At 70.4% G+C, this 15,420-nt stretch carries 12 protein-coding genes; 6 read left to right on the forward strand and 6 right to left on the reverse strand.

The window, feature by feature from the left end; all coding sequences use genetic code 11:
* Positions 1-138: 138 nt before the first annotated feature.
* Positions 139-1,497, forward strand: coding sequence for a histidine kinase (locus JW592_RS18900; RefSeq protein ID WP_307805460.1), 1,359 nt, complete (start codon positions 139-141; stop codon positions 1,495-1,497).
* Positions 1,494-2,189: a response regulator gene (locus JW592_RS18905; RefSeq protein WP_209266324.1), complete on the forward strand. Its 696-nt coding sequence runs from the start codon at positions 1,494-1,496 to the stop codon at positions 2,187-2,189. Before JW592_RS18900 ends, JW592_RS18905 begins: the two co-directional genes overlap by 4 nt.
* An 89-nt stretch (positions 2,190-2,278) precedes the next feature.
* Here JW592_RS18905 and JW592_RS33390 read toward each other — a convergent pair whose 3' ends face one another.
* From JW592_RS33390 to JW592_RS18930, 5 genes are all read right to left on the reverse strand, one after another.
* Positions 2,279-2,953: a response regulator transcription factor gene (locus JW592_RS33390; protein WP_209266325.1), complete on the reverse strand. Its 675-nt coding sequence runs from the start codon at positions 2,951-2,953 to the stop codon at positions 2,279-2,281.
* A gap of 225 nt (positions 2,954-3,178) precedes the next feature.
* On the reverse strand, positions 3,179-5,185 hold the full coding sequence (locus tag JW592_RS18915; RefSeq protein WP_209266326.1) for an ATP-binding SpoIIE family protein phosphatase: 2,007 nt from the start codon (positions 5,183-5,185) through the stop codon (positions 3,179-3,181).
* 302 nt (positions 5,186-5,487) lie between these two features.
* A complete protein-coding gene (locus tag JW592_RS18920; protein WP_307805461.1) occupies positions 5,488-8,073 on the reverse strand; it encodes a SpoIIE family protein phosphatase in 2,586 nt (861 codons plus the stop codon).
* A gap of 200 nt (positions 8,074-8,273) precedes the next feature.
* Positions 8,274-8,507 (reverse strand): SPOR domain-containing protein, encoded by a 234-nt coding sequence (locus JW592_RS18925; protein ID WP_209266327.1) that lies wholly within the window; start codon positions 8,505-8,507, stop codon positions 8,274-8,276.
* Positions 8,508-8,704: 197 nt separating this feature from the next.
* Positions 8,705-9,457 (reverse strand): GntR family transcriptional regulator, encoded by a 753-nt coding sequence (locus JW592_RS18930; protein WP_209266328.1) that lies wholly within the window; start codon positions 9,455-9,457, stop codon positions 8,705-8,707.
* Positions 9,458-9,777: 320 nt separating this feature from the next.
* Between JW592_RS18930 and JW592_RS32835 the strand changes: the two genes are divergently transcribed.
* From JW592_RS32835 to JW592_RS18950, 4 genes are all read left to right on the forward strand, one after another.
* Entirely contained in the window at positions 9,778-10,377 is a 600-nt protein-coding gene (locus JW592_RS32835; RefSeq protein WP_229376380.1) for a hypothetical protein, read from the forward strand.
* Positions 10,378-10,817: 440 nt separating this feature from the next.
* A complete protein-coding gene (locus JW592_RS18940; RefSeq protein ID WP_307805462.1) occupies positions 10,818-11,489 on the forward strand; it encodes a DUF4232 domain-containing protein in 672 nt (223 codons plus the stop codon).
* Between the two features lie 403 nt (positions 11,490-11,892).
* Positions 11,893-12,204 (forward strand): hypothetical protein, encoded by a 312-nt coding sequence (locus JW592_RS18945; RefSeq protein ID WP_209266330.1) that lies wholly within the window; start codon positions 11,893-11,895, stop codon positions 12,202-12,204.
* Positions 12,204-13,919, forward strand: a complete 1,716-nt coding sequence (locus JW592_RS18950; protein WP_209266331.1) for a hypothetical protein — start codon at positions 12,204-12,206, stop codon at positions 13,917-13,919. Before JW592_RS18945 ends, JW592_RS18950 begins: the two co-directional genes overlap by 1 nt.
* Before the next feature lie 355 nt (positions 13,920-14,274).
* On the opposite strand, the gene JW592_RS18955 is transcribed toward JW592_RS18950, so the two are convergent.
* The gene (locus JW592_RS18955) at positions 14,275-15,228 is read right to left on the reverse strand and encodes a TerC family protein (protein ID WP_209266332.1); all 954 of its coding nucleotides are present in this window, start codon (positions 15,226-15,228) and stop codon (positions 14,275-14,277) included.
* Positions 15,229-15,420: the final 192 nt, after the last annotated feature.

Genomic DNA, 15,420 nt, shown 5'->3' on the forward strand with positions numbered 1-15,420 from the left:
GCACATCGGACCGGGCTCCGAAGTTTCCGCCCTACCCCCGGGTGGACGCGGACCCACAGCACCCGCCGGGCTTCCTACCGTGGTCTGACCGACTGTGGTCGGAGGTGCGCGAGGCGCGGTGCGGGCTACCGTGTGCGAGTGGCCGGTGAATCCTCCCAGCTCGACGACGGGCAGCGCCGCGGCTGGATGCCGGGCGGTCTGACCCGGCGGCAGCTCGTGGCCTGGGACGGTGCGGCGGCGCTCGCCTTCCCGGTGCTGTACGCCATGCTGGCCCCCCTGCAGGACTCGGCCGGGGGCGCCGCGGCAGCGCTCCGGGTGCCGCTGTTCCTCGCGATGGGCCTGCCGCTGGCCGTGCGCCGTCTGTGGCCGCGCACCGTGCTGTTGGTCGTCGCTGCGGCGTCGGCCACTGCGGCGGTGTCGGGAGCGCTCCTGGAGCCGTTCCTGGCCGTGGCATACGCGCTGTACGCGGTCGCCGTGTCCACCACCAGCGCCGGCCGCGCGGTGCGGTGGGCCGTCGTGGGAGGCAGCGCGCTGATCCTGCTCGCCCTCGTCGCCGGTGGCACACCGTCCGCCGCCCTCGGCACCGGGCTGCCGACCTGGCTGTCCGGCCTCACCGTCTGCGGGCTGACCTGGGTCTCCGGGCAGGCCATCAGGGAGCGTCGCGCCTACGCCGAACGGGCGGCCCGGCAGCTGGCGCTCAACGCGGTGGCCCAGGAGCGGCTGCGCATCGCCCGCGAGCTGCACGACGTGGTGGCGCACCACGTGGGGGTGATCGCCGTCAAGGCGGGGGTCGCCCGCCATGTGGCCGCGGTGGCGCCCCAGGAGGCGGCCGAGGCGCTGCGGGTGATCGACCAGGAGAGCCGTACGGCGCTCCAGGAGATGCGGGGCATCCTGGGCCTGCTGCGCAACGAACCCGACGGCGAGGAGGAGCCGCGCCACCCGGACCGCAGCCTGGCCGACGAGTCCGACCTCCAGGCGCTGGTGCGCCGGGCGGGCGAGGCGGGCGTGGATGTGCACCTGACAGCGGTGGGGCTCGCCGACCTCCCCGACGGGGTGGCCAGGGCCGGGCACCGGGTGGTGCAGGAGGCGCTGACGAACGTCATCAAGCACGCCGCTCCCTGCTACTGCCGGCTCGCCCTGACGGCCGGGCCGGAGCAGTTGCGGCTGGAGGTGCTCGACGACGGCGGCCGCCAGGAGCGCTACGGCAGAAAGAGCCTGGCTCACCGGATGGCGGCAGGGGCTGCCGGAGCCGCCGGGACAAGGACCCCTGGAGCCGCCGGCACCGCCGGGGCCGCCGGAGGCGGCACCGGGCACGGCCTGATCGGCATGCGGGAGCGGGTCGCGGTGTACGGCGGGGAGCTGGCGGCCGGCCCGGTACCGGGCGGAGGGTTCCTGGTGCGCGCCCGTATCCCGCTGTCCGCACGGCCGGTTGCACGTGAGGAGGCCGCCGGGGCGGCAGCCGGGGACACGAGTCGAGGAGCGTCGCAGTCGAGATGAGTCAATCCTCCGCGCCCGTCAGGGTACTGATCGCCGACGATCAGGAGTTGCTGCGGGAGAGCTTCCGGGTGCTGGTGAACGCGGAGCCCGGCCTCGAGGTCGTCGGTCTGGCCGAGGACGGTGACGCCGCGGTCCGGCTGGCGGTGCGGGAGCGTCCTGACGTGGTGCTGATGGACGTACGGATGCCGGGTCTCGACGGGATCGAGGCGACGCGGCTGATCCGTTCGCATCCCCAGGCCGAGGGGGTGCGGGTGCTGGTGCTGACCATGTTCGACCTGGACTCGTATGTGTTCGCGGCCCTGCGCTCGGGGGCCAGCGGCTTCCTTCTCAAGGATGTCGCGCCCGCCGATCTGGTGCGTGCCATCCGTACGGTGGCGGCGGGGCAGGGGCTGCTGGCGCCGAGCGTCACCGCCCGGCTGATCGCCGAGTTCTGCCGGCAGCCGCAGGCCACCCCCGAGGTCTCCGCCAGCCTCGAGCCCCTGACGAGCCGGGAGCGGGAGGTGCTGCTGCTGGTGACCAAGGGCCTCTCGAATGCGGAGATCGCCGCCGAGCTGCATGTGTCGATGGCGACGGTGAAGACCTACATCGGGCGGCTCTTCGACAAGCTGGGGGCCCGGGACCGCGTCCAGTTGGTGATCACAGGTTATGAGCACGGCCTTGTCACACCGAGCCGGAGAAGTAACCACCCGTAATTCCAGGGCCCTGGATTTCCCGAACGCCCGACTTCCGCTTTTTCACTGTCTGTGAATTCCTGGCGCGGGATGAGCGCCGCGCCAGGAATTCAGACCTCCGCAGCTTTGTGTTCCAGCCCTATCCCGGCGGCTCGCGCCCGCATCATCGCGGCGTTCCGGTCCGGGACTTCCAGCTTTCTGAAGAGGCCCGTGATGTGGTTGCGCACCGTCTTCTCCGCGAGCACCAGGCGACGGGCGATGCGCTTGTTCTCCCAGCCGAGCGCCAGCAGTTCGAGGATGTCCCGCTCCCGTTCCGTCAGCGTGGGGAAGGCCAGCCGGCTGGACAGCTGCGGCAGCATCCCCAGCCCGCCACGCAGCCCCTCGGCGACCCCTGCCCCGAACGCCGCACCGCCCTCGGCCAGCAGATGCACCGACCTGAGCAGCGTACGAGCGCTGACGCTCTTCATCACATAGCCCATGGCACCGGACCGGACCACCGAGAGGACAGCGGCAGTGCTGCCGTCGTCGGAGGCCACCAGCACCCGTACCGCCGGGTCGGTGGCGGTCAGCAGCCGTACCGTACGGGCCAGCCGGGCCGGGCCCGGGCCGCCGACGAGCACCACGTCCGCCTGTGCCACCAGTTCGGCGGGCGGGCGCGGCATCCGTCCGGCGCACCGCTCCGGCAGCCCCTGCTGGGCCACGACAGTGACGGCGCTGTCGATTTCGGCCGCCGCCGCGACTCCCATCCGGTACACCGGGTCGTCGTCAAGGATTATGAGCCGCACGCCCACACGGCACCCCCGTTTCAAGAATCACTGATCCCCGAGCGGAAATCTTATCGGGGCGGAGCCCTGGAAAAAAGGGGAATCCAGACATATGTAAGGGCGCTGGGCAGTGCCGTGGAATTGGGGCACTGCCTTTCGGCCACTTCATCGAATCCGGCGCTTGCTCTCCGGTACGTCATCCGGAACGCTTCGGGTGCGCAGCTCAGAACGCTTCCGGTGCGTCGCTCAGAACAATTTCAGCAACGCCTCGGTCGGGTCCGGTGCTGCCTTGCCCTCCTCCGGTCGCGGCAGCTGGAACCAGACGGCCTTCCCGGAGGGCACCCGGCGACTCCCCCAGCCGGTGCTGAGGAGATCGACCAGTTGCAGACCGCGGCCGCCTTCATCGGTGTCCCGGGCCCGGCGCCTGCGCGGCTGGACCTGGCCCGCGTCCCACACCTCGCACACCAGCGTGCGCTCCAGCAGCAGCCGCAGCCGGATGTTCCCCTCGCCGTACCGCAGTGCGTTGGTGACCAGCTCGCTCACCAGCAGCTCCGCGGTGTCGCTGAGCGCGTCCAGGCCCCAGGCGGAGAGCTGTTCGCAGGTCAGCTCCCGTGCCCGGGCGACCGAGCGCGGCTCGGGCGGCAGCGTCCAGTCGCCGACGTGCTCGGGGTCCAGGCCCTGTACGCGGGCGACGAGCAGCGCGATGTCGTCCTCGCCGTGGTGCACGTTGAGAGTGCGCAGCACCCGGTCAGCGGTGTCCTCCAGCGGCTCGGTGGCGTCGGTGAGCGCCGAGCGGAACCGGCCGAGGCCCTCGTCGAGCGGGTGGTCGCGGGACTCGACCAGGCCGTCGGTGTAGAGGGCCAGCATCGCACCCTCCGGCAGCTCGATCTCGATCTCCTCGAACGGCTCGCCGCCCACTCCCAGCGGCACCCCCTTGGGGACCTCCAGCAGCAGCGCGGGCTCGCCCGGCTCGACCATGATGGGCGGCAGGTGACCTGCGTTGGCGAACGTGCAGCGCCGTGAGACCGGGTCGTAGACGGCGTAGATGCAGGTGGCCAGATACACCTCGGACAGGTCGGTGTCACTGCCGCGGTTTCCCCGTTGCGGGTGCTGCCTGCGGGGGTCGCCGAGGCCGCGCGCGATCTCGTCCAGCGCGCCGAGCACTTCGGCCGGTTCCATGTCGGTGAGGGCCAGCGTGCGTACGGCGGTGCGCAGTTCGCCCATGGCGACGGCCGCGCGCAGCCCGCGCCCCATCACGTCGCCGACGACGATGGCGGTGCGGTGGCCCGGCAGTTCGATGACGTCGAACCAGTCACCGCCCACCTCGGTGGCCGGGTTGCCCGGAAGGTAGCGGCAGGCGATCTCCAGCCCCGCCGCCTCCGGGTCACCGGGCGGCAGCAGGCTGCGCTGGAGGATGAGCGCCCGCTCGTGCTCCCTGCGGTAGAGGCGGGCGTTGTCGATGCAGACAGCGGCGCGGGCGGCCAGCTCGGCGGCGAGCGCCCCGTCCCGCTCGCCGAACGGCTCACTGCCCTTGGCCCGCGAGAACTGCGCCAGCCCCAGCACCCGGTCCCTGGCGACCATCGGCACGGCGAGCGTCGACTGCACGACGGTGCCGAACTGCGCGGGCACGCTGCCGTCCTGGCTGGCGATGTTCTGCACCCGGCCGGTGCGCAGCGCGGTGGCGAACGGGGAGTGCTCGGCATAGCAGTGGGTGGAGCCCACCTCGGCGGGCTGGCCCGGCTGCGCCGCCGCGGCGGCCACGCCGTTGGCGCGGGCTCGCGCGCCCTCCCCGGCTGCGTCGCGCGGGCGGATCACCGACTCGCCGGTGCGGGCCTCCTCGTCCGGGAGGCCGTACTCGTACGGGGTGTTGGAGACGGCGCTGGCGAAGGCCACCCTGCGCAGTTCGCCGCGCGGCGAGCCGATCGGTTTGCGGCGGCGCCGGGGCAGCTCGCCGGCGAGGCGCACTTCCGGTCCCTGGCGCCGGGCGGCGTCCGCCTCGTGGAAGCCGGCCTGCTCGGCCTCCTGGGGGCTCGTCGGCCCGACGGGGCGGGGCTCGTCCCCGGCCAGCACACTCTCATAGAGGTCGACGGAGGCCAGGTCGCAGAACTGCGGCACCGCCACGTCCAGCAACTCGCGGGCCGTGGTCTCCAGATCCAGCGAGTTGCCGATCCGTGCGCCCGCGGCGTTCAGCAGGGCCAGGGCACGACGTACGTCGTCCTGCTTACCGGCCGCCTCCACCGGGATATCGCTCAATGCCGCCCCTTCCACTGCCGGTGCTCGCCTCCGGTCCGAGCAGTGTGGCAGCCCGGAGGGCCATCCGGAGCCCGCTCTTCCCGATCGCTACAAGTCTTCCTTGTCACGACGAGGCAACATGCGCGTACCCCCGTTGTTCACGGGGGTCACCCCTGACTCCTAACCAGGTAACGCCGGGTCGAACCCCTGGAGTGCTCTCCGGACCGGACAGGCTGACCTGCCCGGGACCACGGCACCCCGCACCACCGGGGCAGGTTGTCCGAACGGGGCCGTATGTCCGGTCACGCCACTGGCGGTTCGCATCACGACAGCGGCAGTTCGAACCACACCGTCTTGCCCTGGGGGCCGTGCCGGGTCCCCCACCTGCGTGCCTCGCTCGCCACCATCTGAATCCCCCTGCCGCCCTCCTGCTCCGCGGTGACGACGCGTTCTCTGGGCGGCTCGGGCAGCGGGTCCGAGACCTCCACGATCAGCACCCCTTCGCGACCCGCCGGGTCCCGGCTGGTGTCGCGCACCACCCGCACGCCGATGGGGCCGTGCGCGTACCGCAGTGCGTTGGTGACCAGTTCGCTCACCAGCAGCACGGTGATGTCCTCCAGAACCGAGAGCTCCCACTCGCGCAGCGTCTTGCGCACGGCCTCCCGCGCCCGCCGCACGGCGTAGCTGCCGGTGGTGAACGACCAGGATGCGGCGGTGTCCCCCGGCAGCCCACCGAGCCTGGCCATCAGCAGTGCGACGTCGTCCCCGGTGCTGAGTCGGCCGTTGACGCTGGAGCCGTGGAGGCGCAGCGAGTCGATCAGGACGTCGCATGCGTGCTCGATGCCGCCGCACCCGGTCTCCTCCACCGGTCCGGGCGAGACATACGCACCCGCGCCGTTCCAGACGAGCCCTTCCTCCGGCTCCGCCCGGTAGCAGCCGGGCCCGGCCAGCAGTGAGCAGACCCGGTCGATGCCCTCGGTGATGTCCTCGCCTCTGCTCTCGACGAGTCCGTCGGTGTAGAGGACGAAGACGCTGCCCTCCTCGATCTCCACCTCCGCCAGCTCGAACCCGCCGTCCAGCGCGGCTCCGACGACACCGAGGGGGGTGCCGGAGGGGATGTCGACGGGCCGGGCCCGGCAGCCGCCGCCCTCCTCGCGGGTGATCAGCAGCGGCGGCACATGGCCAGCGCTGGCCATGGTGAGCACCCCGCACCGGCTGCCGGCCGAGGTGGGCGCCGGCTCGTAGACCGCGTACAGGCAAGTGGCCATCAGCGGGTCGTCGGGGCCGTGCGACAGATCTTCCCCGACGGTGCTGACACGGGCGAGCAGTTCGTCCGGGGGCAGGTCGAGACCGGCCAGCGTACGGACGGCGGTACGCAGCCGCCCCATGGTGACGGCGGAGTGCAGCCCGTGCCCCATCACGTCACCGACCACGAAGGCGACCCGGCCGCCGGGCAGCGGGATGACGTCGAACCAGTCGCCGCCCACTTCGGTGCCGCTGCTGCCCGGCACGTAGCGGTAGGCGAGGCTGACCCCGGGCGGTTCGGCGATGTGCTGCGGCAGCAGACTGCGCTGGAGCATCAGGGCCCCCTCGCGCTCCCGCGCGTACAGCCGCGCGTTGTCGAGAAAGGTGCCGGCCCGGTCCGCCAGCTCGACCGCGAGCGCCCGGTCGTCACTCGCGTACGGCTCGTCCCCGTGCGCCCGGCTCATCAGCAGCAGCCCCAGCACCGTGCCGCGCGCCCGCAGCGGCACCGCCATCAGCGAGTGCACCCCCAGCTCGAAGGTGGCCTCCACCTTGGGGTCGCCGGGCCGGGTGGCGCGCAGGATCTCCTCGGGGGTGGAGGCCAGTTGGGGGGTGCCGCTGTCCAGCGCGCGGCCGAGCAGCGACTCGCGCTCGTAGATGATCTCGCCACCGAGCCGGAGCAGCCTCTCGACACGCTCCCCGGCCTCCCGCGCCGCGAAGCCGAACAGGTGCAGCGGCGTCCCCACGGAGATGACCGGCTCGGGCAACTCCCCGCCGACGGCGACCTCGCCGCGCAGCATCACCCCCGCGTAGTCGGCGAATCTCGGCACCAGCACCTCGGCCAGCGCCTGCGAGATGGCGCGGACGTCGAGCAGATCGCCGAGGGCCACCCCCACCTCGTCCAGCAGCGCGAGCCGCTGCCGCGCCGCCTCGGCCTTGTTGAGGGCCTCCAGCCGCTCGGTGATGTCCATGACGGTGCAGCTGACGCCGAGCACCTTGCCGCTGCGGTCGGTGATGCGGGAGTACGACACGGAGCGCGCACCCTGCCCGTTCGGCGAGGTGGTCACCACGTCCACGACCGAGCGCCCGGTTTCCAGCACACTGGACTGGATTTCCATCACCTCGTCGGCCATCTCGGCGGGCAGCAGCTCGGCGACCGTACGGCCCAGCAGATCGGTGTGTGTGGCGTTGTTGAGCCGGACGAGGGCGTCGTTGAAGCGGACGAAGCGCTTCTCGGTGTCGAAGACGGCGATGCCCAGCGGCGAGGAGGCGAACAGCGCGTCCAGCGCGGCCAGGTCGTGCTCGACGGCGCGGAGCCTGCTGGTCTCCATGATGTTCGCGAGCACGAATGGCCGCTGATCGGTGTCCCGCAGCGTCGAGCCGCGCCCCTCGACCTCGACCACGTGTCCGGCGCGGTGGCGGATGCGCAGGATGCCGCGCCACCTTCCGGTGCGGCCGAGGCTGTTGCGGCGCGACCGGCGCTCGGCCTCGTCGCTGACCACGAAGTCCTCGATCGACCGACCGACCACGTCGTCCGCCGGCCAGCCCAGGATCTCCTCGGTGGTCGGGCTCCACGCCAGGACGGTGCCGTAGCCGTCCAGCATGACGATCCCGACGCGGAGGGTATCGAGGAGCGAGGTCGCCCCGTCGGCGGGTTCGGTGCTCACACGGCCCACGCCCCTGGTCGGGATCTGGATACGTCCAAGATGGATCAATTATCCATATACCCGACACACTGCGCGATCGGACGCATGCGGAGCGTCACCCCCCTCCCCCACCCCCTGACTCCCGGAGCAGGGCCCGCGCCCGGACAGGGAGGGGAGGGGCCAGGTGAAGTCAGAGTGAGGAGTGGAGGGCGAAGCGGGAGTCAGGTACGGCTGTCGTCGCGCTCACCACGAAGACGAGCGGCGACGCGGTCGCGGTGCTCCACCAGATAGCCCTCACCCTGTTCGTTCAACCGATGTTCGCTCAGCCGTTCGGCGAGATGCTGCGCCTCGTCCCGGGTGGCATAACTGCCGACGCGGTAGCGGTTGCCGTGGCAGTCCTGGCGGATGAGCTGCCAGGGCAGCACCGCGTCACTGTCGCCGCTCGCACTTCGCATATGCCGGAGCTTACGCCCGGCCTTCACTCACCGCATTCGGCTTTGCACATGGGGCAAAATTTTTCGGCCACGTGTTCGCTCCCCACGGGGCGTGCACCGGGGCACGGACGGGGCACGAGCCGGGCACGGGCCCGGGGGTGCGAGCCGGGGTGCGAACCGGCCTCAGGGACTTCCAGCGCTCGACGGAGGGAGCGGCACTACTTCACCGGAAGGTGGTACGCCAGCTTGAAGCGGTCGGCGGGCACCACCACGTCCGCCGTCTCCACGGGCCGCTTACCCGCGAAGTACGTACGCGCGATGACCAGCACCGCATGCCCGGGGACGCCGCCCAGCGCCGTCATCTCCTCGGCGCGCCCGGGGCGGCTGCCGACCTCCTCGGTGACGTTGTCCACCACGAGGTCGATCGCCGCCATGCGCTCCACCACCCCCCGGCCACCCAGGGGCCCCTCCTCCGGGAGCATCACCGGCGTCCGCCCCGTCACCGCCAGCGGCTCCCAGGAAGTGGAGAGCATCACCGGGTCACCGTCCACGTGGAAGACATAGCGGGTACGCATCACCCGGTCGCCCCGCTCGACGAACAGCCGGTCGGCGATGTCGGCCGAGGCGTCCTCCTGCTCGCTCTGCGACTCCCAGGTGCCACGCACCCGCTCGTCGGACTGCTCCTGACGGAAGGGGGTGCACTCGCCGAGTGCGCGGTAGCCCGTACGCGAGACCCGACGGGCGGCCGGCAGCTCGCGTACGTACGTCCCGGAGCCGGAGCGTCCCTCGACCAGACCTTCGGCCATCAGCACCTTGCGGGCCTCCAGGGCCACCGTGTCGGAGACGCCGTACTCCTCGCGGATGCGGGCCTGCGAGGGGAGGCGCGCGTGCGGCGGCAGCGAGCCGTCCGCGATCTTCTTGCGGAGATCCGAGGCCACACGCAGGTACGCGGGCTGCTCACCGAATGGCACGTGTGCCCTCCCCGTTTCGGACAGATGCTGAGAGAAGCCGACTGATGCTGAGTCATGCCGGTCATGCTGACGGTCAGCAACAGCTTGACAACAGAGGGTTGTTGGCCGCAACAGTCGGCCAAAGTTTCACCCGATGTGATGAGCACCTGCTCAGACCCCACGCGCCCCTCACCTCTCCGCCTGGCGGGCGGACCGCTAGAGTTCCGCACCACCGGCCACAACCGGCCACAACCGGCCACCGAGTGCGACCGGCCACCGTTGGCCACCACCGGCCATCACGAGACATCACCAGCCACCACGGGCTCCTGGGAGAACGCTCGATGACGTTCCGGCAGCACATGAGGCAGCAGGCGGCGAGCGCCCTGACCGAGTTCCCCACCGCACCGGATTCCGGCCTCTACACCGTCACCTTCCGGATCGACAGCGTCGACCAGGACTCCCGCTTCCCCTACCTGGCCCTCGGCTACAACACCGAGGCCGAGGTGGCGCGGCTGCTCGCGGAACCGAGCCCGCCCGAACCGTGGGAAGCCCGCTGGAACTACGCCTACTTCCCGCCCTCCGGCCTGGAGGGCGTCCGCGTCATCGGTCACGACGAGCAAGCCGATCCGCGCGGCGCCGAGTTGCACGGTCAGGAGGCACGCGCGGCCGGCCTCTGGTTCGAGGAGGACGAGCCCGAGCACATACGGGACGAGCGGACGGAGCGCCTGGACGCACAGTTCCAACAGCTGTGCGTCGACCTGGCGCGGCAATTCCACACCGAGGGCGACCTGATACGTGCCCTGGGACGGCCACTGCCGGTGATCCTCTATGACATGTTCGACCCGGACGTGATGTTCGCACTCACCCGAGCCGCCAACCCGCCCGCGCTGGTCGCCGACTTCCTCAGCGCAGACGCCGAGAACGCCGACGACACCGGGTGATTCACCCCTTCCCCCGGGTCTCCGTCTCCTCCTGGGCATGTCCGGTTCCCCCGTCCATATGGAACTCACCCAGCACGGCGATCCGCCCCGTGTCCCCGCCCCGCACCCCGAGAAGGCGGCCCCCTCCCTCTGCGCCGGGGCCCGTCGGGACACCGTGCCGAAAACGGAGCCCCGCCGTGAACTTTCGCGGCGTGCATGTCATCAGACTGTGTACAGCACGGAGGTGCGGGTGCGAGAGCCTGGCACTCCGCATCCGGTGCACGTCGGCGATCAACGGTCGGGAAGTGACGGCAGTGAGAAAACAACCGCAGCAGCACGCGACGGGCGCGACCGGGCGGCCTGAAGGGGCGTGGACCGGGCGACGGCGCATGGACCTACGCCTGGACAGGCGCACGGGCAGGTGCGGGGACAGGAACACGCGCCCGGCGGTGGTTGCCGCAGTGGGGCTCGCAGCGGGACTGGCGGCTGCCCTGCTGACCGGATGCGGTACGGAGCGGCCGGGCGACTCCGCACCCAAGAAGGTGGCCGGAGAGGCGGCACCCGCACCCGCCGACTCCCCCAGCCGCCCGACGCGGAAGGGCGGTCCCTCGCCTTCGTCGTCGTCGAATCCACGCGGCGGTGGCGCCGACAACGACAAGACACCGCCCGCTTCCTCACAGGACAGCGGCGGGAACTCCGCCTCCGGCGGGAAGGGCGGCTCCGGGGGCGGGGCGCCCGAGTCCAGCTCCTGCAAAACCGCAGGGCTCGCCTTCAGCACCTCGCACGGCATGGCCGAGGGCACCCTTCTGGTGAACCTCAGGAACTCCGGCTCCGCCGCCTGCACCCTGAAGGGCTTCCCGGGAGTCGATCTCCAGGGCGAGGCGGGCTCCCTCCACGCCACCCGCAACAACCTCACGCCCTCGACGGTCAACCTGCAGCCCGGTGAGACAACCCGCTTCACCCTCAACTACCCGCGCAACGACACCGGTGGCAGCGGTGTGGACATCACCAGCCTCGTGGTCACCCCGCCCAACGAGACCCAGTCCCGCACCCTGCCCGTCAGCATCAACCTGCCCGTCACCGACGGCTCCGGTACCCCGATCACGGTCGGTCCCGTCGGCTCCGGCAAGTGACCACCACGACACCGGTCCCCGCGGGGGTCCGCCCCTCCACCGCCACCACGGTTCGAATACGCAAACAGGTGGTCCGCGCGCGAGCGGAGGCCCTTCCGGTCAGGCAGGACGCTCAAGGTCCTCCTTTCCAGGCCGGCCGTTACGAGGCGACCAGGCGCTCGAAGGGCCGACACCAACTTGGCGTTCTGTGCTAAGGCGTCGGCACAGGGGGCCCACTTAAGGTGAGGGGCGTTCGGGTCGGCGGACAGTACCGCCATGGATGGGTGGCCTGAACACCGGGCACAGAACTGACCGAAAGCCACCGCCTCCTCCTGCAAGGCCCGGCCCGTCGTAGCGGGCTGGTTGATGGTCGGGGCCTGGGCCCGCGAGCGCGAGTAGCCGCGTGGGAAGGGCGGGGGCGGACGTGGGAGCGATGAAGTCGGGCGAGACGCCGGAACAGGCGCGGGCGCGGGCGGAACGCCTGCGGCAGCACGCGGCGCAGGCCCGCAGCGTGGCGGGGTCGCTGGGTTCCACGCTGGATACGGGGGTGGCCAAGGCGACCGCCGACGGGGTGTGGCTGGGCCCGTACGCGGAGCGCGTCTCAGGGGAACTGCGCAAGCAGCAGCTCGCGCTGGAGGGCTTGGCGAACGGAGTGCGCGCCACTGCCCAGCGCTGGGACCACGAGGCCGAACTGCTCGACAAGGAGGCTGCGGCAGTTCCGACGGGAGGCAACTGATGGGTGATTTCCAGGGCTTCGACCTGGTCCGGGTACGGGAGCTCGCGGGGCATCTGGACTCGGTGGCGGGCTCCATCGTGCCGATGCACCGGCGGCTGTCCCAGATCCTGGAGGCAGCAGCCGCCGACATGGCGCCGCAGAAGGCGAGTACGAGCCCGGAACTGCAACCGCTGGTGGACCACCCCGGAGTGCCGGTGGCCACAGGCGGAATTCCGATCTCAAGGACGTACGGCATCCCGACGGGATACCTTCCGGGGCCCAGGACGCAGGGCGAGGCGCTCGCCGGCGGGCCGCTGCCGGGCTCCGTCGATCCGTTCCTGCGCCGGACCGCGGCCGACATCCTGGCCCGGTGCGACCGCCTGGAGCAGGTCCGGAAGGCAGCTCCCCCCTCCGTCGAGCTGGACGCCGGCGCCCTGCTGGCCGCCGACCCGGTCAACCTCAACGCCGTACCGAAGCCGAACGCGGGCGAGCAGGCGGTCTCCACGTGGTGGGCCGGGCTGGCGCCCGCGCAGCGCGAGCAGTATCTGTATCTCAAGCCCGAAGCGCTGCAGACGCTCAGGGGTCTGCCCACGGACGTGCTGCAGCGGGCCACACAGCTTGCCTACTTCAAGGTGGTGCCCTACAAGACCTCCAGCCACGAGAGTTCGGGCGGCGGCAAACTCTCGATCTTCTTCGCCGAGCTCGGTCAGGGTTTCGCCCTGCGTACCGAGCAGATGAACGACGGCACCTACCGCGTGACCATGATCTCCAACGCCCAGGAGGGGCTCAAGCTCGACGAGAAGCTGAAGCTCGGCGGCGCGATGAAGTTCGAAATCGGCGACACCTGGTCGTTCAAGAGCAAGGCGGAAGCCGAAAAGCTGCAAAAGGACCTCTCCGAGGCGTTCAGGCTGCATACGGCGCAATATCTGAGCCCAGCCGGCTGGCTCTGGGCCAAGGCACGGCTCCCGCAGGTGCTGGAGCGGATCGGTCAGCCGAAGATCAAGACGAGAACGGTGAACGCCGAGGCGAACGCGGCGGCCAACATCACAGGCGTGACCCCCGGGATCAAGTTCAGCAGCAACCTCTCGGCCATTACCAGCACCATGGACCCGCTGCGGCCCACAGAAACGTTGAGCAGGGAATTCACCGTGGAGCCCTCGCTCGCCAGGGGGAAAGTGCTGCAGATCGAGGGAAGCAAGGTCCTCGGCGGCGCGATCCAGGTGGTCCGGGACAAGAACAACCCCGACCCGAACACCAACATCACCACCGTCCGCCTCATCCAGACCGTGGAAGGAAAGCTCGGCGGATCGTTCAGTGGCGAACTCGGGGACAAGAAGGCAGGTCTCTCCGGCTCGTACCGGGAAGGAGGTAACGACACCCACGTGGTGACGGTCAACGTCCCGATCAGCACCACGCCCGAGGAGCAGACCGCTGCCCGGAAGTGGCTGAAGACCCCGATGACTTCGATGCTGAGCCGCCCCGCCGTCCCTTCCGACCCGCCGGCTCCCACCGGAGATCTCTTCTCGCGACTGGCACACACCCGTGGGCAGGTCAGCGCTGTCTCCTACAAAGGGCACGCCTCCGAGCTGAAGCTGGGCGGAAAACTCACGATCGAGGGCATCCCCATCGGCCTGGAAGGCACGGTGACAGGAAAGCACGACCGGATCACCGACCAGCGGTACCTCGGCGCCCCCGACCCCGTCACCGGAAGACGCACCTTCGTCCCCGTCAACTGACTCCTGTCGGAGAGCGGGCGCGAGTTGAGCTGATGTGTCGGCTCGATCGCGGTGAGCGTCCGGCTGAACGCAAGTCCGCCTGGCTTCGACCGCCCCCACCCCACCGACCTGCGCCGTGTCCCGGTGCGCCCAGCGCTCCGGCACCTGTCGTGACGTTCGGCGACTGGGGGCCGGGGTCGGCAACCCGGCGATGAGGGCTCGGCGGCCGACCCGGATATCTCTCGCGCCACCTTCTTTCAGCGCTGTCGCCGTGTTTCCCGGTGATCACCTCCCTGGACTGGCGACGCCGAAGAAGCTCACTGGACGAGCAGTGATGAGGAAGTCGACGCCTCACCACCGACCGTGCACGAACTCGTCAGCCCACCGTGCTGTCGGTTTCCCGACCTCGAGTGGCAAGGAGAGACCAGACGATGGAAACGGCGATGGTGGCGGCGATGACACCGAGAGTGAGCGGGATGGGTAGTTTACCGACGGGCGTCTCGGACAGGATGAGCTTGACGCCGGCGAAGGCGAGCAGGACCGCGAGTCCGTAATGCAGGTAGGCGAAGCGGCGCAAAAGCCCGGCGAGACAGAAGTACAGGCTCCGCAGGCCCAGGACGGCGAATGCGTTGGCGGTCCATACCAGAAACGTGTCGGTGGTGATGGCCAATACTGCGGCGACGGAGTCCACGGCAAAGACCAGGTCCGTGGCCTCGATCGCGACCAGGGCCACGAACAGCAATGTCGCCACTCTGCGGCCGTTGACGCGCACGAAGAACGCACCGCCGTGGAAACGGGGGTCGGTCGGAATGATCTTCTTGACCAGGCGAACGACCGGGTTGCGGTCCGGGTGGACCTCCTGGTCCTTGGAGACTGCCATCTTCCAGCCCGTCCAGATCAGGAAAGCACCGAACAGATAAGCGGTCCAGAAGAAGATCTGGAGCAGTTCCGCGCCGACGAAAATGAACACCAGTCGGGCCGCCAGCGCCCCGAGGACCCCCCAGAACAGCACCTTGTGCTGATAAGCGTCCGGCACCGCGAAGAATGAGAACACCAGTGCGAACACAAAGACGTTGTCGATCGACAGGGCCTTCTCGATCAGGTAGCCGGCGTAGTAGGTGGAAGCGGTCTCGCCACCCTGCCACACCCAGAGGATCAGGCCGAAACCCAGGCCGATGGCGATCCAAAGAGCACTCCACAGCACGGCCTCCCGGAATCCGATGACGTGCTCTTCTCGGTGGGCGATCAGATCGACGACGAGCATCACGCCGATGACGCCGGTGACGACGGCCCACCCCCACAGCGGGACAGCGAACGACAGCTCATTCACGGTTGGTCGGCTTCCTCTCACGGACACCGGGGCGTAGAAGGAAAAGGGACGGGTTCGGGGCGCAGGGAGTACGGGCAGTCCGCGCCGGACCGCGGGTGCGATTCACCCGGGCGCTCGCCTCCCAGGGGCCTCGGCTCGGCGAGAAGCCGAGTCTTCCTGGCCGGCTGCCCGACTCATCCCGGCACCGCCACA

It is taken from the genome of Streptomyces spirodelae (assembly GCF_017676385.1).
GTDB classification, from domain to species: Bacteria; Actinomycetota; Actinomycetes; order Streptomycetales; family Streptomycetaceae; genus Streptomyces; species Streptomyces spirodelae.